Origin of the sequence: Pseudoalteromonas sp. P1-8 (assembly GCF_001399985.1) — a bacterium.
GTDB lineage: Bacteria > Pseudomonadota > Gammaproteobacteria > Enterobacterales > Alteromonadaceae > Pseudoalteromonas.
The window spans coordinates 189,291-208,137 of record NZ_LJSO01000004.1 but is presented as its reverse complement, the minus strand read 5'-3'; the positions used below and the strand labels follow the sequence as shown (position 1 = coordinate 208,137).

Below are 18,847 nucleotides of genomic sequence, written 5' to 3'. Positions count from 1 at the left end.
TTGATACTTCGCCGATGTGAGATTGACGTGTAATCAGTGTGTTTTAAATGGCGCTAAATTAAGGTGTTGATGATTCGCACACTTTGGGTCGCTATCATATACCAGCAGGGCTGAAAAATTAAGTTACCCGGCCTTTAAAATTGGCAATTTATTTTTCAATAGTAACAAAGTTACAAAAAGGAGAGTTTGGATCCTCGCTAACTTGTATTTCTTGCACCTTTGGTATGTGTTCAAGGCGGTAAGTTTCAATAGCCCATGCTAACATCTGATCGATATTTAACGATAAAAGTGAGCTTTCTGGCTTTAAGCCTAAAAAGCGCAAGGCATCGAACAACGCAGGCTTTGGATCTGATTTTGCTATTGCCGGAGCGTAATTTTGTTTTGATAGCTTAAAACCGGGTTTAGCTACTGCTAAAGGTAGGTGGGCGTATTCTGGGGCCGGTTTATTTAGCTGCTTAAACAAACTGAGTTGTCGTGCGGTAGGTTCGAGTAAATCAGCGCCGCGAACGACTCTTGTAATATCTTGTGCAATATCATCGGCGACTACGACCAGTTGGTAAGCAAATAAACCATCGCTTCGCTTTATTAAGTAATCTTCTTTGGCAAGTTGGCTATCAACATACACTTTACCTTGAATTAAATCATGGTATTGACTGGTTGCAAATTGCTGGGTTAAACGTAGCGCTGAATCAGTTAAAGCGTGGTTTTTATACCGGCAGTGTCCTTGGTAAATGCCACCGATTGCTTTAATTTCTTTGCGCGTGCAATGACATGCATAAACAAGGTTCTGCGAAATTAACTCGTCAACAATGGCTTGGTATTGCTCATGACGCTGGGTTTGGTATATGACAGGCTCGTCCCAGTAAAGACCGTAAGCCTCTAAGGTATGTAATATATCTTCGCTAGCACCGCTTACAACACGCGTTGTGTCGATATCTTCAATGCGTACTAACCATTTTCCTTGATTGGCTTTTGCATCAAGGAAGCTCCCCACAGCCGCTATAAGTGAGCCAAAATGTAATGGCCCTGAAGGGGATGGCGCAAAGCGGCCACGATATTCACGCATTGGCGTGTTAACGGCTGTGGTAGACATGGGCTAATTAAAGGATGTAATTAACCGCGTCCAGATTGCTTTTCTTTGATTTCCGCAAGCGTTTTACAGTCTACACATAAATCAGCTGTAGGACGCGCCTCTAGGCGGCGGATACCAATTTCGATACCACATGATTCACAGAAACCAAAATCGTCTTCTTTGATTAATTGAATCGTTTTTTCAATTTTCTTGATCAGTTTACGCTCACGGTCACGAGTACGAAGTTCTAATGAGAATTCTTCTTCTTGTGCTGCACGGTCTACTGGATCCGGAAAGTTAGCTGCTTCGTCTTGCATATGCGATTTAGTACGGTCTACTTCGTTACGTAAATCGTTACGCCAAGCTTCTAAAATTGTTTTGAAATGAGCACGTTGTGCTTCATTCATATACTCTTCACCTGGCTGTTCTTGGTATGGTTCCAACCCGGCCTGAGCCAATAACCCTAGTCTTTTTTGGTCTGGCATAACTTTCTCCTAAATCCTTAATATTTTGCCCAGCGTTAGCCGGCGGCTATAAATAGCAGAATCATTAGACTGAGGCAAATTTATTTTTAATTAATCCTCTAGACCTTGCGCTAATGATTGCTCAAATAATTATGGGCGGTTTTGTAAGCCCTTAACTATCCATAAATTTTTTAAATTTGCTAAGTTATATGGGCAAAAAAAAATAATACAACTAAAATAGTGCTTTTATTGTCGTTTTAGTAAAAGAGTAGCTTAGTTCAGAAAATCACATTTTTCTTGCAACTTAATTTCTTCTGCCGAAATTTTTGCTTTATAAGCAATCACTTCAACACCATTATCTATAGCTTCAGTTAAAAGTTGGGCGTATTTTGAGTCGATATGTTTTGCCGCACTCACTTGATTGATACCTTCATGTAAAACGGCAAAAAATAGCACTGCACGATGTCCTTGTTGCACCATCTCTATTAGCTCTCGCAGATGTTTTTGGCCTCGCTCAGTTTTTGCATCCGGAAAATACCCTTGCCCAGATTGTGGTTCTGTTTGTGAAAGTAATGTCACAGATTTTACTTCTACATAGCAATGGGGTTTGTGTTCACCTGTTAATAAAAAATCGATACGGCTATTTTCTTGGCCGTATTTTACTTCTGCAGCAATTGTCTGGTAGTCAACAAGTTCAGCAATCGTGCCTGCATTTAAGGCTTCTTGCACAACTTTGTTTGCAATAGCGGTATTAACACATATTAAGTGATCGAATTGGTTCTGAGTTAATTGCAAGGATTGAGGAAACTTACGTTTGGCGTTATCACTGGTTGAATAAAACGCTTTAAATCCAGGCTCTGCACAGCCCGTCATTTTGCCGGTATTAGCACAGTGAGCTGTAAACTCTACGCCATCGGCAGTTTTTAAGTCGGCTAAAAAACGTTTGTAGCGTTTAATTAAGGTAGCTGTTTGTAATGCGGGAGTAAACTTCATGGCTCTTAGTAATTCGTTTTTCTTTATTGTAAGTGATTCATTACGAGGATTGAACCACATCTCATAATGCTATTTATCGCAAGCTGTTGGGAACTGACGTTGGCTGTAGTAAACTCGAGTAACATTTTTAGCGCAAAGAGTATTCTAACATGTCAGAAAAATTTCTAGTTCAACTTAGCGAGCAGGGCGCTGCCGCACATTGGGGCGAAAAAGCCGCTCTTTCTTTTACTGAACAAGGCGCAACTGTTCATTTAACTGAGCAAGATACACTTAAAAACGTACAAAAAGCAGCACGTACGTTAGCTAATCAAGGCTTAAAAAATATTGCCTTAGTGGGCGATGTTTGGTGTACAGAAACACAATGGGCTTTCTACCAAGGCTTTGTTTCACCAAAGAATTTAGATGCTATTGAGTTTGTTGAAAATGCAAAAACAGACGGCAAAGAATTGGCTTCTTTAAAGCAAGCTGCGACGTGGGCTCGTCAAATGATCAATGGCACAGCTGATGATATTTTCCCAGAGAGCCTAGCTGGTAAAGCAGCTGAGTTTATTCAGTCACTAGCACCTGAGCACGTAAGCTACCAAATTATTAAAGGTGATGCTTTATTAGAGCAACAATGGATTGGTATCCATGCGGTAGGCCGTGGTAGTGAACGTCCACCAGTATTATTAGCATTAGATTACAACCCAACTGGTGATGAAAACGCGCCTGTTGCAGCCGCTTTAGTTGGTAAAGGCATTACGTTTGATTCAGGTGGTTACTCAATCAAAGCAAGTGAAGGCATGTTAGGCATGAAATGCGACATGGGCGGCGCAGCAACTGTGACTGCAGGTTTAGCACTTGCTATTAGCCGTGGTATCAACAAACGCATTAAGTTGTTCTTATGCTGTGCTGAAAACTTAATTTCAGGCCACGCCTACAAACTTGGCGATATCTTAACGTATAAAAATGGTACAACGGTTGAAATCGTTAACACAGACGCTGAAGGTCGTTTAGTACTAGCTGATGGCTTAATGGCAGCAGGTGAGTCTGGCGCGCCATTAATCATTGATGCGGCAACCTTAACAGGCGCTGCGCTTGTTGCTGTAGGCCAAGAGTACAATGCATTGTTTGGTCTTGATAAAGAGCTTGTACGTGACGTACAAGACTTTGCAGAGCAAGAAATGGAAGCTGCTTGGCCATTACCACTTGAAAAATGGCACCAACAAAATTGCCCGTCGCCATATGCTGACACAGCAAATAGCCGCCCACAAAAAGGTGGTGGCTACGGTGGTGCTTCCAATGCGGCTGGTTTCTTATCACGCTTTGTGCCAAATGAAGGGAAAGGTTGGGTGCACATTGACCTTGCTGCTGCATTTAACATGGGTAGCACAAGCGAGTGGGCTGCAGGCGCAACAACACAAGGTATGCGTACCGTTGCAAGAACATTACTAGAAAAAGCATAAGCAATTATCTTTTTCATTAAGCCCCTTAACTTTATCTAAGTTAAGGGGCTTTTTTGATCTAAAGGGGAATTTTACAAACTGATACAAGCTTTTTTGAGTAAATTAGTATAAAATCACGCCCCACATTTTCTCATCCTGTGGTTAGTTTTTATTAAATTAGCTACACTTGAATGATCAATTCACACTGGGGTCTCTATTTATGTCAGATAAGTGCTATATCACTGCGCAGCAGCTTCTTGAAGATTCATTTCGTGTTGCGGCACAAGTTTATGAAGATGGTTTCCGTCCTGATTTCATCATTGGTATTTGGCGTGGTGGTGCTCCAATTGGTATCGCAGTTCAAGAATATTACGATTACAAAGGCATCGAAACTGACCATATCGCAGTGCGTACTTCTTCGTATTACGGTATTAACCAGCAATCTAAAGAGATCAAAGTTCACGGTTTGCATTACATCATTGAAAATGCCAATGCAGATAACTCATTACTAATCGTTGATGATGTTTTTGATTCTGGCCGCAGTATTTTTGCATTAAAAGAAAAGCTTTCGGAGTTAATGCGTTTAAACCTACCACGTGATATTCGCGTTGCATGCCCTTACTACAAGCCGAAGAACTCAAAGGTAGACATGGTGCCAGATTACTTCATTCATGAGTCTGAAGAGTGGTTAGTGTTCCCTCATGAGCTTTCAGGCCTAACGCCAGACGAAATTATCGAAGGTAAGTCTGATTTAGCGAACATCCACGACATTTTACTTGAAAAGTAACCTTGTTCAGATTATTCATAAAAGGCTCTTAGTGGGCCTTTTTTATTGTCTTTAATTAAGTGCGTAAAACTCCCCATTGATAATAGTGGTAGTTTAAGCAGCGTAAATGCATTGATGCTTATCACAAAAGAGAAACTTGGTGTTTATGTATATTTTTTAAAGGCAATAAAAAACCGCGCATAAGCGCGGTTTTAAAAGCTTTATTAGCGTTGTGGACTAGCCACCGTTACCGCCTGAGCCAGATGAACCAGTACCACCAGTGATTGGTTGCTCAACAACTTCACAAACTGTAGGAATATCAAGAGTTACAGGTGTTGTGTTTACCTCTAAATCTTGAGAAAGCCATTGTCTATTACCATAGTCATAATATCTAATTGAATAGCTTGAACCTTCTTCTAAAGCAACATTAAATGTAGCACCTTCTCCATAGTAAGTATTTACAAGTGCATTACCTGAGAATAGACGAGAATATGTAGGTGTAGGAACTGGATCAGCGTTAACATCAAAGTCTTCAGTGTTACTACAAACTAACTGAGTAGTAACTTGCTTAGAAATAATGCCAGGGTTTGAAGTAGTTAGCTTTAAAGTTTCGCCATCTAAATCACAAATATTACTAACGCTCAATTTCGTAGCAGTAGTACCTGCATCACTTGCTAAACCGGCTAAAACGTTTGCACCATTTTGACGTATTTTCAATGTTACAGGGAAGCCAGGAGGATTAGCTATATTAGCTTGTGAATAATCGCCTCTATTAGCTCTTAAATTACGAACATTACGGCGGAAACCGTTGTTCTCAATTACTAGACTATATCGGCCTGCATTTGGTTGGTCGTTACTGTCAACAATATCGAATGATACGCTAGAACATTGATTGTTGTTGAAGTAATCTAAGTTCCAATAAGATAAGTGATTAACGTCTACAGAAACATCAAACGTGTCTGCACTATCATTGTCTGTAACTTCACCATAGTTTTCAAAAGACCACTTACCAGCGTCTTCATCATAACTCCAAACTGGGAATACATCACCTACAGCGATTTTACGAGCTGTTGGAGAAGTTAACGTACAAACACCCATGCTGTAGCCATTAGCTTCTGCATATGCCGAAAGGTCAGTTGTACCAGCCGGAACTGAAACTGGACATGGGTTTGAAGTATTCTGATCTACCTGCATTGCAACAGTAAGAGAGTTTCCTTCACCGAATGTTTTTACTTTATTACCAGCATCATCAGTAAGCTCGATTGCAACGAAACCACCTGATGTAAATGAACCAGAAACATTTGAATCTGAGCCATCAGGGTTTGCAACAGAAAGGGCTAAACCACCAGGAAATGCATCAAGAGATGAATTTTCAACTGTAGCGTTATCAGCTTCAGTTTCATTACGTGTTGCTTCGTTGGCAAAGTAAGCCACAGTGATTTCAGGCACTGTTTCTAAAGCTGTACCGTCAGCAGTTAAAAACTGAGTACCATTTTTAATTTTAACAGTAGTACCACCAACAGCAACGCCAGCTTTGTTTACAGATTGAGGAAGTTCAATTTCTTCTTTATCACCAGAAACACTTAAGCCGGTTGTTGGATCATAGGCTACAGTTGTATTTTCACCTTCAGGTACTAAAGATTCTAATGACTTTGTTTCCGCAACAATAGGAACATCAGAATCAGCTAAATTACGTGGCGTTAGTCGGATTTCATCAGCTGCTACGTTTTCAGTAGTTGTTACTGTGAATGAGCCAGAATTATTTAAGTATCCTTCAGCAGAAACAACATAATCGTAAGTTACGCCGTCAGCAGGGATCGACTCAAGAGTAAAGCTGAAAGCTCCATCTGTGGTTGACTTGTCTTCATCAGAAAGTGCATCACCAGCAACACTTAGTAAGCCATCTTCAGAAGATGTAAATGTGATGGTTGCCGTCACTGATTCATCAAGCAATTCGCCTGTAGCATCAATTAAGCTAACAGAGATAGCACCTGCTTGAGTCTCAGCTGCCGTAGGTGGAACTGCTACATCTTGTGTTGGAACTGGTGGCTCAGGCACTGTGTCGTTTTTGTCATCATCACTCAAACAACCACTTAAGCTTAAAGTGACACCTAACGCTAGCGCTAGCTTGGTTAGTTTAAATTCATTGTTTCCCATAATCGTTACCTTTCTTTCCTTTCTCGTAAAGTAATCAGACTTTTATTAGAGCAAATAGTACCGGTTTGTGCACCGAAAAAACGCCACACATGGTTATCTGTTATTGAAGGATAAGCGTACATTATATATACGTCAAGTGAACATTATATATACTTTCATTAATAAAATAAGAAAGTTCTGTCTTATCTTTCAAGTGCAACAGCTGATAACACACCGCTTTGCAAAATTATAATATAGAGCTTTGCAGTAAAGAAGCTTAACTCTATGAATATTTATAGATTATCCAACTGAACTTGTGCTGACTTTGCTTTTCAGTTTGGTAATATTATTTTAAAGCATTTAAGAAAAATTTGTAACACATTTATAACTGTGCAAAACTTTCTACGTAGTCGCTAAGCTTGTCGATATCTACTACTTGTAAACCTTGATTGCTTCGCTGCACTAAGCCTTTTTCAACTAATTCTGTAACTACGCGTCTATACGCTCTTTCGGTGGTGGCAAAGCGCTCAGCTTCAGCATTCACGGTAGGGTAAGCACGCAGTAGTGTTGGGTTGCTGTTTTCAGCTCTTAATAAGCAATCTTTAGCTATATTGTAGCTAAGTGGTAATAGCAGCTTATCTAAGTTTATTTTTTGGTTTTCTTGGAACTTAGCAGCAATAGTTTGCGCTGTGTATAAGCTTAACTCAGGCTTTTCTAATAGTAGTGTGCGCCAATGTTTAAGCTCAATTAGGTTGTAACTTACATCGCTAAAGCACGTAACTGTGTAAATACACGGGTAGTTATTCAGAGCTTCAATCTCACCAATCAGTGTATTGTTACAATCAAGCTGGCCCAAAAGAAGGCGTCGGCCATTCCCCACGTCATAACTGAACGACACTGTGCCGTTTCTCACTAATACGAGTTTTGACAAGGGTTGATCTTGGTGGATCAGCACTTCTTTTTTAGCTTGTTGAAAACTACTGCCAGCAAATGTCAGTAATTGGTCAACAAGATAGCTTGAAAAATGATATTGAAACATTAACGCCGCTCTTCGGACAATTGTCCTATTTATTACATCTTAATGACGTTAGCATTAAGATTCTAAGAATTTACGCTAACTTGCTAGTAAGGTGTTTCACGTTACTGATACCTTCATTTCCCGTGTAATGATTTTAAAGCCAAGATTATTCTTAAGCTTTACAAGGTTTTTAGTAAGTTAGCTTTTTTATTTTATTGTCAAAGTAGCACTGAGTGCGTCAAAAAAAAATGACAAGCTCCAATGCTAACCTAAAGCCTAGGAGAGAACAATTGAGTTGGGAATATTTAGGCTATTTAGCGTCAGCACTGTTGGTTGCCTCTTTGACAATGAGCGATGTAGTAAAACTACGTTGGCTTAACCTAGCAGGGTGTATTGCATTTACCTTCTACGGATTGGCAATTGGTGCTGTCCCGGTTGCCTTCACAAATGGTTTACTGGCGTTTGTGAATATTTACCACATCATTAAATTAAAGCGTCAGCAAAAAGCTGACGCCGAGTAATATTATTCCTCTTTTTTATATTTTAGCTCGCCCGCAATCCAAGTTTGTGTCACGTTTATATCGTGGATTTCAGAAACTGGGGCTTTGTAATAGTCTTTATCAATCAAAATAAAGTCAGCCCACTTTCCTTGCTCTAAACTACCTACCTTAAACTCTTGATGTGCAGCATAAGCACCACCTAAAGTAAAAGCACGCAAAGCTTCATCACGCGATAGCAGCTCTTGTGGTCGCCAGCCACCTTCAGGAAGTTGATTATGATCCATTCGTGTAATGGCTGAATATAATCCATCAAACGGATCAGCAAGCTCTACAGGAAAGTCAGAACCTGCTGCAATTATTGAGCCTTGCGCTAAAAAGGTTTTCCAAGCATACGCCCCTTCAAGTTGTTTTTCAGTTAGGCGCTGCTCTGCCATATGCATATCAGAGGTTGCATGAACAGGCTGCATTGATGGAATAATTTTTAACGTTTTAAAACGAGGGATATCTTCAGGAGTAACAATTTGTGCGTGTTCAATTCGGTTACGCAGTAAAATCCCACCGGTTTTTTTGTATACATTTTCATAGGCATCTAGCACAACATGATTGGCTTTATCACCAATGGCATGGGTGTTCGCACTAAAACCATGAGCAAAGCTTAAGTTGAATAGTTGCTCAAGTTTTTCTTGGGTTTCAAGCATTAAGCCGTGGTGATTTTTACGATCTGCGTATTCCTCGATTAGAGCTGCGCCTCGACTTCCCAAAGCACCATCTGCATACACTTTGACACTGCGAATCGACAGCATGTCATTCATGTCTTTATATTTTCCGGCTTTGAGCATGGTTTCTAGTTGAGGATCGGCTGCACTTAACATGGCAACGATTCTTACGGGGAGGGTATTTTGCTCAGAGCGCTGCTTGTACACTTGCCATGTATCATAATCGATACCAGCATCATGGGTTGATGTAATACCCAAACTCAGCAAGTGTTCACCTGCATTATCTAATGCTGTATTTATGCTGGCATGACTTGCTTTTGGTACATGCTGGGTAATAAGTGTTTCAGCTTTATCGATGAATACCCCTGAAGGTAACCCAGAATCTAGCTTTAAAATTTCACCGCCGGCAGGAGAGGGAGTTTGTTTAGCGATACCTGCAAGTTCCATGGCTTTTGAGTTAACCCATACTGCATGACCATCAACGCGAGAAAGTACCACAGGTTTGTCTTTTACATACTTGTCTAAATCAGCTGCAGTTGGAAACTCACCGCCAGGCCATTGCTCTTGATTCCAACCGCGACCAATGATCCAACCTTGTTTATCTTTGGCAAACTCAGCCAGCATTTTGCCAACCTCATCTGCCGAGCGCGTATTCCTGACATCAAGTTGTGAAAGGTTATTCCCTAAACCAATTACATGGCCATGAGCATCGACCAAACCAGGCAATAGTGTGGCTTGTTTACCATCAATTGCGGTGGCGTCTGGGAAGCTGTTTTTAATTGAATCATTACCTGTTTTAACGACTTTACCGTCTTTAAAAACCAGTGCTGAAAAGTGTTGGGTTTCACCTTTATAGGTTGGCGTGTAGCCATTTACATTGTAAATAACTGTGGTGTTGGCAAAGCAGCTAAGTGAAGCTGTTGCTAGTAAGCTGATGATGAGTTTCATAATCTTCTAATAGTTTTTATTGATTTACGAAAACAGTATCAGAGTTGCAGTAAACTGCAACTCAGCAGCAGGTAAATAATTAACTGTAACTCTTTATTTGCTTGCGTAGACCTTAAATTCACTGAGCGATAATTTATTATCTTTATCGCTGTCGTAGTTTTTGAAACGTGACCACAGAGCAGGATCTCTCGCTGACTCTGAACGAGTCAGGTAGCCATCGTCATTACGATCAAGTTGTTTAAATTTTTCACCAATACTATCTGCAGCAAAACTTATTGTGCTAAATACACCACATAAAATTAGGCTGGCAAAGGTTAATTTTGACATTATTTTAACTCTTGTTTGTTAAATAGTGTTTAAATTCAAGGAGCGAGATTTGTTGATCTTTATCTGTATCCCACTGCGCTATGCGTTTTTGCAAGTGCGGTTGTGATGACAGTTCCTGCACAGATAAAAAACCATTTTTATCTTTATCGAGGTGATCAAATCGTTGTTTTACATCCAATGCTAAGCTATTGAAGCTTATAGTAATTAAGGTGCATGAAGCAAGCCAGAAAATTCTCATAATTACTCTCCTCTATAAATAAAAGTGCTTGCCATAATTTAACTCCCAAAATTTAAATCCGTTTACACATTCCCTCTGGGATTATGGCAAGCACTTTAAGCCGTTAAGGTTTGAATTTTTCAAACTCTTGTTCAGACAAAACCTGATCGCCGTTTTCATCCAGATCAGCAAATTGCTTAAGTAAGTTATCGTGTTTAGTTGCTTCAGTTAATGAAATCTCGCCGTCGGCGTTTGTATCAAATTTAGCAAATCGAACATCCATTTGTGATGCTAAAACAGTGGCGCTGATAACTAAAAACATCAGCGAGAATGCAGCTAAAAGTTGTTTCATTACAATCTCCTATTGAATAAACGACTGAAACTCAGAAAATGAAATTTGGCCATCTTGGTTACTATCAATTTGCGTAAAGTTGCCATGTAATAATGCATCTTCAGATGCTTCTGCTTCACTCAAAAAGCCATTACTGTCTTTATCAAGCTCGTTAAACGTTGTTTGCAAATCTAGTGCATAACTACTTAGCGAGATGAGACTTATAAGCAGGGTGGCTACCTGGGCCGTTACTTTCATTTTGTGTCCTAAATAACTAATTTGCTTAGTACTAATCAAAATCAGTGCCAATGTTGAAAGGTTTTAATTATCAATGGTTTATGGTTTTTATGTGGTTTTGAATGCGAAATAGTTACAGGGTGTTGTGTCTTTTTTGCAACGATTTTCAGGGGTTAAAAGTTTATCCTTATTATTTCAATTAGTTAGCATGTTGCCAAATAGCAACTTTGTATCGGTTTTTGGGTAAAAATTAGTACTTTTTAAGGTCGGATTCAGCGAGTGTCTAAGTTTGTTCACTAATAATCAGCATCTGAAATTATGTTGAGAGTGAATATGCAAAATACAGTAGCGATAAAAATAAAACAGTTACTCAATTGGCGACCTAGTCTTATTGGCCAGTTCGTCTGTAGCATTTTGCTGTCTTTACTACCGTTATCTTTGGTGGTGATTTTATTTTTAAATGCGCTTAATAAGCAGCTAGCGGTGACTCAAGAAATCGTCGGTGACAATTACGAAATCACTAAAGCATTTAATAACCTCAAACAAGACTTAAATAGCTTAGAAAGGGCAACTCGACAAAATTGGGTGCTTAAAAGTGAATCCCTCGATAGCTTGATTGCCAATAAGTGGCAATCGTCACTGCAAAGTGTCGATGAACTTATATTTTTAAGCCCAACCGCTGATTATGTCTCACAGTGGCGGCAATTGGCTGAGGTATTACAGTTTGCGCATCAACATTTATTAATAGAACAAAAGCAAGATGGTGAGCTGTTTGCACCCGCTAGTAAGCTTATCAGTGAGCAAACAAATTGGCTCAAAGAACAAAATGAATTACGCATCACAAAAAATCAGCAGCAATTAAAAGCACTTCAAGCTTCATTTATTAATTGGTTAGTTGCGTTAATTCCTCTCACGTTATTGGTCGGGGGCGGGTTTCTTTGGCGGATCAGCGGACGGCTTAGGGAACTCACACATGTGATTGATAAACTAGGGCAAGGCCATTGGCAGCAAAAAATTCAAGTTCGTGGCTCGTCAGAGTTAGTTGAATTAGGTAATAAACTAGAATGGGTTCAAGCACAGTTACATATGCTTGAGCAGCAAAAAGATACGTTTTTACGCCATGTGACACATGAATTAAAAACTCCCCTCGCTTCTATGGTTGAAGGCACAGACTTACTTACAGATGAAATTGTTGGTCCAATCAATAGCGAGCAACAAGCCGTCCTTGAGCTAATAACGCAAAGTATGGTGCGGCTCAGAGCCATGATTGAAAGCTTATTGAGTTACAACGCTATTCGCACGAGTAAGCAAAGCCTAAGCGAGCTTAACTTTAACTTGATGATGAATAAAATTGAGCGTCATTTTGAGCACCGATTATCAGCGCGTGATTTATCCATTACTTGGGTTAACGAGTTACCAAATAAAACCTTGTTTATCTCAATTGAGCTACTTGAAATGGTGCTTATTCAACTCACCTCAAATGCGCTAAAGTTTTCGCCGGAACATGAGTCAGTGACAATAAAAGCAAGCTTAAAGCAGGGACAGTTAATTTTGAGTGTTAGCGACTTAGGAGTAGGGATAGAGGATACTGAAAAAGCAGCTGTATTTGGGGCTTTTTACCAAGGTAAGAATGCAAAACAACATACTGAAATGGGCAGCGGGCTTGGTTTAACCATAGTTAAAGAAACCGTTGAACAATTAAACGGTAAGCTCTCTATTACAGATAATGAGCCACAAGGGTGTGTATTTACAGCCATTTTACCAATTCAATTAACCCAAGGAGTTAACTGATATGGGCTTAGCGAATAAAGCCAGTTTTATGCTTGTTATAGGCACACTTTTTATAACAGGGTGCACGATCACGCAAAAGCATGTCGAGCCAGAGCAAGTAGAGCCGACAACAGATGTGAAGCCTCAAGGGCAACCTAATCCCAAGCCTCGGCCGAAAAGTGAGCCGTTATACCCGCCTGCAAGTACTGTCATTGCTTGGCATGCTGCCAAGTGCGGTGGCTTTAAATCGAGTTCTGATAAATCAAATTATGTTGGCGAAAATGAGCTAAAGCGTCTGTTTGAGTCAATTTGTTTACTCGGTGCTTCAGAGCCAGAAAAAGCCCTTAATCAGCTTGAAAAAAGTGACCATGCTTTTTATTGGCCAGATGATATTAAGCAGTATCTATGGTTACAAAAGCAATATTTACAACAGAATTTAGCGGCGAAACAAGCTAAGCAAGCACTGAGTGATGAAATGGAAAAAACCTTATCGTCGCTTGCGACTATCGAACAACAACTTCTGCTACGTGAAGAAACCAAGGAGCAGTAACCATGAATGAAGTAACAAAAGCACGGGTTTTATTAGTAGATGACGATGCGAGTTTATTAAAGTTACTAGCGATTAGAATTGAGTCAAAAGGTTATTTGGTAAACACAGTTGAAAGTGGCATTGAGGCACTACAAATGCTAAAAAACCAAACCTACGATGCGGTGATCACCGACTTAAGAATGGATGAAATGGACGGCATGGCTCTACATCGCCAGTTACAAAGTCGTTACCCTTCAATGCCGGTGATTATGATGACAGCACATGGTTCGATACCTGATGCAGTAGAAGCGACGAAGCAAGGTATATTTGCATTTATTACCAAACCGGTTGATAAAGATGAGCTGTTCGACAGCCTTGCTAAAGCTATCGAGATCCATGGTGTACACGGTGATGAAACACCCACACAAACGAATATTGTCACCCGTAGCGGCGCGATGTTGCATCTACTTGAGCAAGTTAAATTGCTTGGTCCAACGCAAGTGAATGTGTTGATCTCCGGTGCCAGCGGCACAGGTAAAGAGCTGCTTGCACAAGCAATACATCAACACAGCCATGTTAGTGATGGGCCATTTGTGGCAATTAACTGCGGCGCAGTGCCGGGAGAGCTTTTAGAATCTGAATTGTTTGGGCATAAAAAAGGCGCATTTACAGGTGCAGTCAAAGACCATCAAGGTTTGTTTCAACAAGCACAAGGTGGTACCCTTTTTCTAGACGAAATTGGTGATATGCCGCTAAATTTACAGGTAAAACTACTGAGGGTTTTACAAGAGAAAACCATTCGCCCAGTGGGCTTTCAAGAAGAGATCCCAATTGATGTGCGGGTAGTGTCGGCGACTCATAAGAATCTTCCTGAGGCAATTAGCAATCAGCAGTTTCGTGAAGATTTATACTACCGATTAAATGTGGTGAACTTAAAACTGCCTCCGCTTTGTGAACGCAGAGAAGATATAAGTTTGCTAGCACAGCATTTTGCAGGTCTAATTGCTAAACGTATGGGGCAAGAGCAAAAGCAGTTTGCCAATGATGCAATGCATGCTTTGGTGCGCTATGACTGGCCGGGTAATATTCGTCAATTACAAAATGTAATAGAGCAGGTAGTAGCCCTTACACCTGGTAAAGTGATTGCCGCTCAGTTAGTAGAGAGTGCATTAAATAGTAATGTAAGTATTGCTGAGCCGCTTTCGTTAAACGATGCAAAAAAAGAATTTGAGCGAGATTATTTAATTAATATGCTGAAAATGTCAGCGGGTAATGTTGCTGAAGCCGCAAAGCTTGCGAAACGTAATCGCTCAGATTTTTATAAATTAATTAAAAAGCACAACATTAATGTTGAAAGCTTAATATAAGGAAAAACATGGCGCTTTTTTTAGTCTATCTGGGCGGTCGTATTCAAGGTTGCCACATTGAAATGCACGACGTTCGATTTGTCGTAGGCGATAACATTGAGCAAACTTACTCAAAACTAAAAGCACAGTGGGTGGGTGATAAAAGCAATGTGCACATGGATAGCTACATGCAAATTCAGCACATCGATGGCTATCAGGTCGAAGTGGTTGATACTGCGCATCACCAAACAGAAAAACTATATTTTGTGAATTTAGGTGCTTACCGAGCTGATAGTCTTGCGGAGCAACATGATTTTGCATTGTACGTTGCCCGTAGCAGTGAAGAAGCGAAGCAACGCGCTAAAGAGTCTTTATTGGCTGGAATGACTCATCTTCATAAAGATGATTTGCACGATGTAGACGATTGTTTTGCGATTGATTTGTTAGATAGCAACTTATCAATAAAATTAACGCCAAGCGGGCAAGCTCAAGCAATGAAGCCCGATTGGTTTGGCTATCACGTTCTTTGATCTATTCTTGGTTATCGTTTTTACTGGCAACTTTAAAGGCGATAATCACTAATCCAAACAAGGCAAATGGCAGTGCAGCGAGTAAATACTCAACGGTATGGCTGTCTTGGTAGTTAGGCTGGAGTAGGAAGTGACCTGCAACACAAAGCAAAATAGCCACGAACAAAACGGGCAGTAAAATCAGTTCTTTTTTAGGTGAGTGTTTTTTCATTACAAGGCGTTATATTCCAAAGGTGCGCCATTGTAATGAGCTACCCTTAGTTAGGTCAAATAAGTTGCTTTGTAGTTTGCTTTATATTGCGCTGTATCAACTTTTTTTGTGTCAGCTTTTACAGGCTGCTTTTTTGGAGCCGCTGGTTTATCGGTTGCTTCATTATAGCTAAATAGCCCCATAATGAACTCAATCTCTTCACGTTGTAATCCAGATCGCATGATGCCCTCCAAAGAATAATTTGCCTTTTGTATTACAAATATTACGTCCTGTAATCTGAATTATCGGTGAATACCCAGTCATTAAACTGTAATCATATGTAACGCAAATATGCTTATTAAATAGGCAGCTCCACAGTGAATACAACACCTGTGCCATCAGCTAAATTTTCTGCTAATACTTTACCGTGATGGTAATCGCAAATAAGCCTTACAATATAAAGGCCTAAACCCAAGTGTGGCTGCTGCTGATGTTGCTGACTTCTCACCGAGACCATTGAGTCGAAAATGTGTTCAACTAAACCGTCAGGGAGCAAAGGCCCTTGGTTGCTGATTTTTAATAATGCATGCTGCTCTTGCTTGGTTAAGCTGACTGAAATTGTGCTTTGCGGGGTTTTAAACTCAAGTGCATTATTGATGAGCTTATCGAGTAATTGCGCAATAAATTCTGGTGCGCCACTAACATTTAACGGCTCCTTACAAAGCGACAAGGTAAATAGGCTTTCACCATAGGTTATTTGATAGCCCTGCATGCAGCCGGTGATCACCTTGGTCAGGTCAAACTCTTCTGCCTCGGCATTTTGAATACTTTGTTCAAGGCGCGTTGCTTCACTCATGGTGGTAATAATTTTACCTAACCGCTCAACCCCTTCACTGGCACGGTCGAGGTATTTTTGACTCAGTTCAGATTGCGGCTGCATTTGTAAATTTTCAAGTGATGAGCGTACAACAGCCACAGGCGTACGAAGTTCATGGGAGAGTCGTGATGACATATTTTCTAAGTAATCAGTATAACCACTTAAACGGCTAACAATGTTGGCAAAGCTGCGAGAAAGGTCGCCAATTTCGTCATTCGAATCGGCATAAGTAATCTTGCCAGTGATCCGCCCTTGAGCATCAATAGCTTGCTCGGCATTATCACGTAAGCGGCGAATACGGCTGGAAATTCTTGAAGCAAAAAAGAACAGTGTCACAGTACCAACAAGCATCACCGCTAAAATCACATTAAAGAGCTTTTCTAAGGATTTATTACGCAGAGTGCGCACGCCGTTGGTGGTTTCTTCTGCGATTACTGCACCAATGACTTTATCTTGGATCCAAATAGGGTAGGCCGCCGATAAAATAACGGCTTTGTTATCTGGGGTTAAGCGCCATGATGATGCGGGTTTACCATTTAAAGCACTGGCTATGTGAGTACCTTGCATCGCTGCGACATCATGCAAGGTATCAATAAACTCATTTTCTGGGCGAGTTAAAATTTTATAGTAAAGTGGGTGTAAGTAATCTTGCTCAAAGCGTTGCCACCATGTTGTTGCAGGCTCCTCTTTTAAGCCGTCTGCCCAAACGCCATCGGCATGATGAATTGAGCCTGATTGCGCAAGGACACGATGATGGTTATCGACGACCCAAATTCGACTGCCACTGTGGCCCATGCCTTTCAAAATACGGTTAATTTCTGGTGAAGGCACTAAAACTGAGCCGATATCATTTGGGTTTTGCAGGTTTGAGGTCGACATTAGCTGAGGCTCAACTTTGTCTTCATCCCAATCTTCAATCGCAAAACCAAGCTTATTACCTAGCATCGAAAGCGGAAAACGCAGCTCTATGTTGTAACCCGTATCGGTGCTTTTAAAATAGCCTTGGATTTTAGTGACCGGCTCTTGTGTCGTAGCATCAAAGGCATTAACCCAACCATCTTGACGGGCAGCCACCACATAACTTTTAAATTCACCTTCAGGTGTTTTTAACATGATCTGTAAGTGATCATTACGGGTAAAGCTAAGCACATTTTTAGCACGATACACCAGTGAGCTGTCAGTGACTTTAAATGCCGCATAAAGGTAGTTTTCGTACTTGCCTACCATGTGATCAAAACTTAGATCACTTTCTTGATGCTCATTGCTTAGCCCCTGTAAGTAGCGTTTGTCATAATGCCAAAATAAGCTTTGGTAAGGCTGCCACTCCGACAATTTACCATCAAGCTGAATCGGGTTATTTAGGTTGTAAGCGTATAAATCTCGGCCTTTTACAACTTGATCTAAAAAGTTGGTTTGCGAGTCAAACAAAGCGGGGCGTTCATGTAATGCGGTTGCGAGTGCGCGGGTGGTGCCTACTAAGGTTTTTTCTTGCCCTTGTCTTAAGAACTTTTCCATTTCCCAAACATATTCATAGCCAAGCCAAGGCAATAAAAATAAAAAGCAGGATAAGAAAATAAACTTTGTTCTAAGCCCAAAACGCAGCATTAAGCTTGCTCCCAGCGATAACCCATACCGTAAACGGTATCAATGCAGTCAAATGCACCATCTAAAGCAATAAATTTTTTACGAATACGTTTTACGTGAGAAGTAATAGTGCTGTCATCAACATAAATCTTGGCATCACTCATTAATTCGTTGCGGCTTTTTACATGACCTGGACGCTGTGCAAGTGAATGCACCATCCAAAATTCTGTCACAGTTAAATCAACCAGTTGCTCTTGCCAAAAAACCTGCATGCGCTGAGTATCTAACTTTAATGGGCCGCGATGCAAAAGAGCGGTTTGATCGGCGGGTTGGTCGAAGGCATCAAGGCGTCTAAACAATGCGCCAATTCGAGCAGCAAGGTGCGCCATACTGATGTCTTTGGTTAAGTAATCGTCGGCTCCCATGCGCAGACCGCATACGGTATCAATTTCGCTATCGCGGGCGGTTAAAAATATAATCGGTAAGGTTTTAGAAAGACTGCGTAATGTTTGGCAAAGTAAAAAACCACCATCCACTTCATGGCCAAGGCCAATATCAACAATGGCTAAATCTGGTAAAGATTGACTAAATGCCAGTTCAGCACTGGATCTGTCAGCAAAGCCTACAACCTGATAGCCCTGAGCGCTGAGCATTTCTGTGTAGTTTTCACGGATTGCAGTTTCATCTTCAACGATTGCTATTTTCTTCATTGCTAATACTTACTTAAATTCTTTCTATAGCGAACTATACCTAATTTTTTGCCTTGCGTACTGGCAAAAACGCGATTGCCATTTTTCTGCCACAATTGCTCAGCAGTTTGCCTTTTTTGATCCCCTTTATTGCCATTTCGACTTGTTTTAATAGCTCCATAC

General features: G+C 40.6%; 21 protein-coding genes. 7 read left to right on the top strand and 14 right to left on the bottom strand.

The annotated features are described in order from the left end of the window. Nucleotides 1-148 precede the first annotated feature (148 nt). The 3 genes from gluQRS to sfsA all read right to left on the bottom strand — a co-directional run bounded on the left by gluQRS (nt 149) and on the right by sfsA (nt 2,529). Nucleotides 149-1,093 (bottom strand): tRNA glutamyl-Q(34) synthetase GluQRS, encoded by a 945-nt coding sequence (gene gluQRS / locus AN213_RS07845; protein ID WP_055198192.1) that lies wholly within the window; start codon nt 1,091-1,093, stop codon nt 149-151. A 20-nt stretch (nt 1,094-1,113) separates the two neighbouring features. Beyond that, nucleotides 1,114-1,557, bottom strand: a complete 444-nt coding sequence (dksA, locus tag AN213_RS07840; RefSeq protein ID WP_054551179.1) for an RNA polymerase-binding protein DksA — start codon at nt 1,555-1,557, stop codon at nt 1,114-1,116. Between the two features lie 252 nt (nt 1,558-1,809). Continuing rightward, the gene (gene sfsA / locus AN213_RS07835; RefSeq protein ID WP_055198318.1) at nt 1,810-2,529 is read right to left on the bottom strand and encodes a DNA/RNA nuclease SfsA; all 720 of its coding nucleotides are present in this window, start codon (nt 2,527-2,529) and stop codon (nt 1,810-1,812) included. Nucleotides 2,530-2,678: 149 nt separating this feature from the next. Here sfsA and pepB point away from each other — a divergent pair, with 149 nt between their 5' ends. Beyond that, complete coding sequence (gene pepB, locus AN213_RS07830; RefSeq protein WP_054560873.1) at nt 2,679-3,974, top strand: aminopeptidase PepB; 1,296 nt, start codon at nt 2,679-2,681, stop codon at nt 3,972-3,974. Nucleotides 3,975-4,173: 199 nt separating this feature from the next. Beyond that, nucleotides 4,174-4,740, top strand: a complete 567-nt coding sequence (locus AN213_RS07825; RefSeq protein ID WP_054560872.1) for a phosphoribosyltransferase — start codon at nt 4,174-4,176, stop codon at nt 4,738-4,740. A gap of 216 nt (nt 4,741-4,956) precedes the next feature. On the opposite strand, the gene AN213_RS07820 is transcribed toward AN213_RS07825, so the two are convergent. Further along, nucleotides 4,957-6,876 (bottom strand): hypothetical protein, encoded by a 1,920-nt coding sequence (locus tag AN213_RS07820; RefSeq protein WP_055198190.1) that lies wholly within the window; start codon nt 6,874-6,876, stop codon nt 4,957-4,959. A 361-nt stretch (nt 6,877-7,237) separates the two neighbouring features. After that, the gene (locus tag AN213_RS07815) at nt 7,238-7,894 is read right to left on the bottom strand and encodes a Crp/Fnr family transcriptional regulator (RefSeq protein WP_055198188.1); all 657 of its coding nucleotides are present in this window, start codon (nt 7,892-7,894) and stop codon (nt 7,238-7,240) included. 269 nt (nt 7,895-8,163) lie between these two features. Between AN213_RS07815 and AN213_RS07810 the strand changes: the two genes are divergently transcribed. Next, nucleotides 8,164-8,394 carry a YgjV family protein gene (locus AN213_RS07810; RefSeq protein WP_054560869.1) on the top strand — a complete coding sequence of 77 codons (231 nt, stop codon included), beginning with the start codon at nt 8,164-8,166 and terminating at the stop codon, nt 8,392-8,394. Between the two features lie 2 nt (nt 8,395-8,396). Here AN213_RS07810 and AN213_RS07805 read toward each other — a convergent pair whose 3' ends face one another. The 5 genes from AN213_RS07805 to AN213_RS07785 all read right to left on the bottom strand — a co-directional run bounded on the left by AN213_RS07805 (nt 8,397) and on the right by AN213_RS07785 (nt 11,170). Next, nucleotides 8,397-10,037 (bottom strand): amidohydrolase, encoded by a 1,641-nt coding sequence (locus AN213_RS07805; protein WP_055198186.1) that lies wholly within the window; start codon nt 10,035-10,037, stop codon nt 8,397-8,399. 93 nt (nt 10,038-10,130) lie between these two features. Further along, nucleotides 10,131-10,364, bottom strand: coding sequence for an EF-hand domain-containing protein (locus tag AN213_RS07800; protein ID WP_054560867.1), 234 nt, complete (start codon nt 10,362-10,364; stop codon nt 10,131-10,133). Nucleotides 10,365-10,368: 4 nt separating this feature from the next. Next, nucleotides 10,369-10,602 carry an EF-hand domain-containing protein gene (locus AN213_RS07795; RefSeq protein ID WP_054560866.1) on the bottom strand — a complete coding sequence of 78 codons (234 nt, stop codon included), beginning with the start codon at nt 10,600-10,602 and terminating at the stop codon, nt 10,369-10,371. Between the two features lie 103 nt (nt 10,603-10,705). Then, complete coding sequence (locus tag AN213_RS07790; RefSeq protein WP_054551189.1) at nt 10,706-10,933, bottom strand: hypothetical protein; 228 nt, start codon at nt 10,931-10,933, stop codon at nt 10,706-10,708. 9 nt (nt 10,934-10,942) lie between these two features. Further along, complete coding sequence (locus AN213_RS07785) at nt 10,943-11,170, bottom strand: cag pathogenicity island protein Cag25 (RefSeq protein WP_055020997.1); 228 nt, start codon at nt 11,168-11,170, stop codon at nt 10,943-10,945. A gap of 312 nt (nt 11,171-11,482) precedes the next feature. On the opposite strand from AN213_RS07785, the gene AN213_RS07780 reads away from it, so the two are divergent. From AN213_RS07780 to AN213_RS07765, 4 genes are read left to right on the top strand one after another with little or no spacing between them, the layout of a single operon-like run. Then, nucleotides 11,483-12,940 carry a HAMP domain-containing sensor histidine kinase gene (locus tag AN213_RS07780; RefSeq protein WP_055198184.1) on the top strand — a complete coding sequence of 486 codons (1,458 nt, stop codon included), beginning with the start codon at nt 11,483-11,485 and terminating at the stop codon, nt 12,938-12,940. Between the two features lies 1 nt (nt 12,941). After that, nucleotides 12,942-13,469: a hypothetical protein gene (locus tag AN213_RS07775; protein WP_055198182.1), complete on the top strand. Its 528-nt coding sequence runs from the start codon at nt 12,942-12,944 to the stop codon at nt 13,467-13,469. Nucleotides 13,470-13,471: 2 nt separating this feature from the next. Next, nucleotides 13,472-14,815 carry a sigma 54-interacting transcriptional regulator gene (locus AN213_RS07770; RefSeq protein ID WP_055198180.1) on the top strand — a complete coding sequence of 448 codons (1,344 nt, stop codon included), beginning with the start codon at nt 13,472-13,474 and terminating at the stop codon, nt 14,813-14,815. 8 nt (nt 14,816-14,823) lie between these two features. Continuing rightward, nucleotides 14,824-15,324 (top strand): DUF1543 domain-containing protein, encoded by a 501-nt coding sequence (locus AN213_RS07765; protein ID WP_055020994.1) that lies wholly within the window; start codon nt 14,824-14,826, stop codon nt 15,322-15,324. 1 nt (nt 15,325) lies between these two features. Here AN213_RS07765 and AN213_RS07760 read toward each other — a convergent pair whose 3' ends face one another. The 4 genes from AN213_RS07760 to pdsR form a co-directional block, all read right to left on the bottom strand. Continuing rightward, nucleotides 15,326-15,535 carry a hypothetical protein gene (locus AN213_RS07760; RefSeq protein ID WP_054551195.1) on the bottom strand — a complete coding sequence of 70 codons (210 nt, stop codon included), beginning with the start codon at nt 15,533-15,535 and terminating at the stop codon, nt 15,326-15,328. A gap of 50 nt (nt 15,536-15,585) precedes the next feature. Then, on the bottom strand, nt 15,586-15,756 hold the full coding sequence (locus tag AN213_RS20215; protein WP_156426462.1) for a hypothetical protein: 171 nt from the start codon (nt 15,754-15,756) through the stop codon (nt 15,586-15,588). 116 nt (nt 15,757-15,872) lie between these two features. Further along, entirely contained in the window at nt 15,873-17,996 is a 2,124-nt protein-coding gene (gene pdsS, locus AN213_RS07755; RefSeq protein ID WP_055198178.1) for a proteobacterial dedicated sortase system histidine kinase, read from the bottom strand. Next, the gene (gene pdsR, locus AN213_RS07750) at nt 17,996-18,685 is read right to left on the bottom strand and encodes a proteobacterial dedicated sortase system response regulator (RefSeq protein ID WP_054560858.1); all 690 of its coding nucleotides are present in this window, start codon (nt 18,683-18,685) and stop codon (nt 17,996-17,998) included. Before pdsR ends, pdsS begins: the two co-directional genes overlap by 1 nt. Between the last annotated feature and the right edge of the window lie 162 nt (nt 18,686-18,847).

Excerpts from the sequence above, each read along its gene's own strand:
- AN213_RS07770 (WP_055198180.1), top strand. The coding sequence starts at position 13,472 with ATGAATGAAGTAACAAAAGCACGGGTTTTATTAGTAGATGACGATGCG.
- sfsA (WP_055198318.1), bottom strand. The coding sequence starts at position 2,529 with ATGAAGTTTACTCCCGCATTACAAACAGCTACCTTAATTAAACGCTAC.
- pdsR (WP_054560858.1), bottom strand. The coding sequence starts at position 18,685 with ATGAAGAAAATAGCAATCGTTGAAGATGAAACTGCAATCCGTGAAAAC.
- AN213_RS07760 (WP_054551195.1), bottom strand. The coding sequence starts at position 15,535 with ATGAAAAAACACTCACCTAAAAAAGAACTGATTTTACTGCCCGTTTTG.
- AN213_RS20215 (WP_156426462.1), bottom strand. The coding sequence starts at position 15,756 with ATGCGATCTGGATTACAACGTGAAGAGATTGAGTTCATTATGGGGCTA.
- dksA (WP_054551179.1), bottom strand. The coding sequence starts at position 1,557 with ATGCCAGACCAAAAAAGACTAGGGTTATTGGCTCAGGCCGGGTTGGAA.
- AN213_RS07815 (WP_055198188.1), bottom strand. The coding sequence starts at position 7,894 with ATGTTTCAATATCATTTTTCAAGCTATCTTGTTGACCAATTACTGACA.
- pepB (WP_054560873.1), top strand. The coding sequence starts at position 2,679 with ATGTCAGAAAAATTTCTAGTTCAACTTAGCGAGCAGGGCGCTGCCGCA.
- AN213_RS07775 (WP_055198182.1), top strand. The coding sequence starts at position 12,942 with ATGGGCTTAGCGAATAAAGCCAGTTTTATGCTTGTTATAGGCACACTT.
- AN213_RS07805 (WP_055198186.1), bottom strand. The coding sequence starts at position 10,037 with ATGAAACTCATCATCAGCTTACTAGCAACAGCTTCACTTAGCTGCTTT.
- AN213_RS07825 (WP_054560872.1), top strand. The coding sequence starts at position 4,174 with ATGTCAGATAAGTGCTATATCACTGCGCAGCAGCTTCTTGAAGATTCA.
- pdsS (WP_055198178.1), bottom strand. The coding sequence starts at position 17,996 with ATGCTGCGTTTTGGGCTTAGAACAAAGTTTATTTTCTTATCCTGCTTT.
- gluQRS (WP_055198192.1), bottom strand. The coding sequence starts at position 1,093 with ATGTCTACCACAGCCGTTAACACGCCAATGCGTGAATATCGTGGCCGC.
- AN213_RS07785 (WP_055020997.1), bottom strand. The coding sequence starts at position 11,170 with ATGAAAGTAACGGCCCAGGTAGCCACCCTGCTTATAAGTCTCATCTCG.
- AN213_RS07790 (WP_054551189.1), bottom strand. The coding sequence starts at position 10,933 with ATGAAACAACTTTTAGCTGCATTCTCGCTGATGTTTTTAGTTATCAGC.
- AN213_RS07820 (WP_055198190.1), bottom strand. The coding sequence starts at position 6,876 with ATGGGAAACAATGAATTTAAACTAACCAAGCTAGCGCTAGCGTTAGGT.
- AN213_RS07780 (WP_055198184.1), top strand. The coding sequence starts at position 11,483 with ATGCAAAATACAGTAGCGATAAAAATAAAACAGTTACTCAATTGGCGA.
- AN213_RS07795 (WP_054560866.1), bottom strand. The coding sequence starts at position 10,602 with ATGAGAATTTTCTGGCTTGCTTCATGCACCTTAATTACTATAAGCTTC.
- AN213_RS07800 (WP_054560867.1), bottom strand. The coding sequence starts at position 10,364 with ATGTCAAAATTAACCTTTGCCAGCCTAATTTTATGTGGTGTATTTAGC.
- AN213_RS07765 (WP_055020994.1), top strand. The coding sequence starts at position 14,824 with ATGGCGCTTTTTTTAGTCTATCTGGGCGGTCGTATTCAAGGTTGCCAC.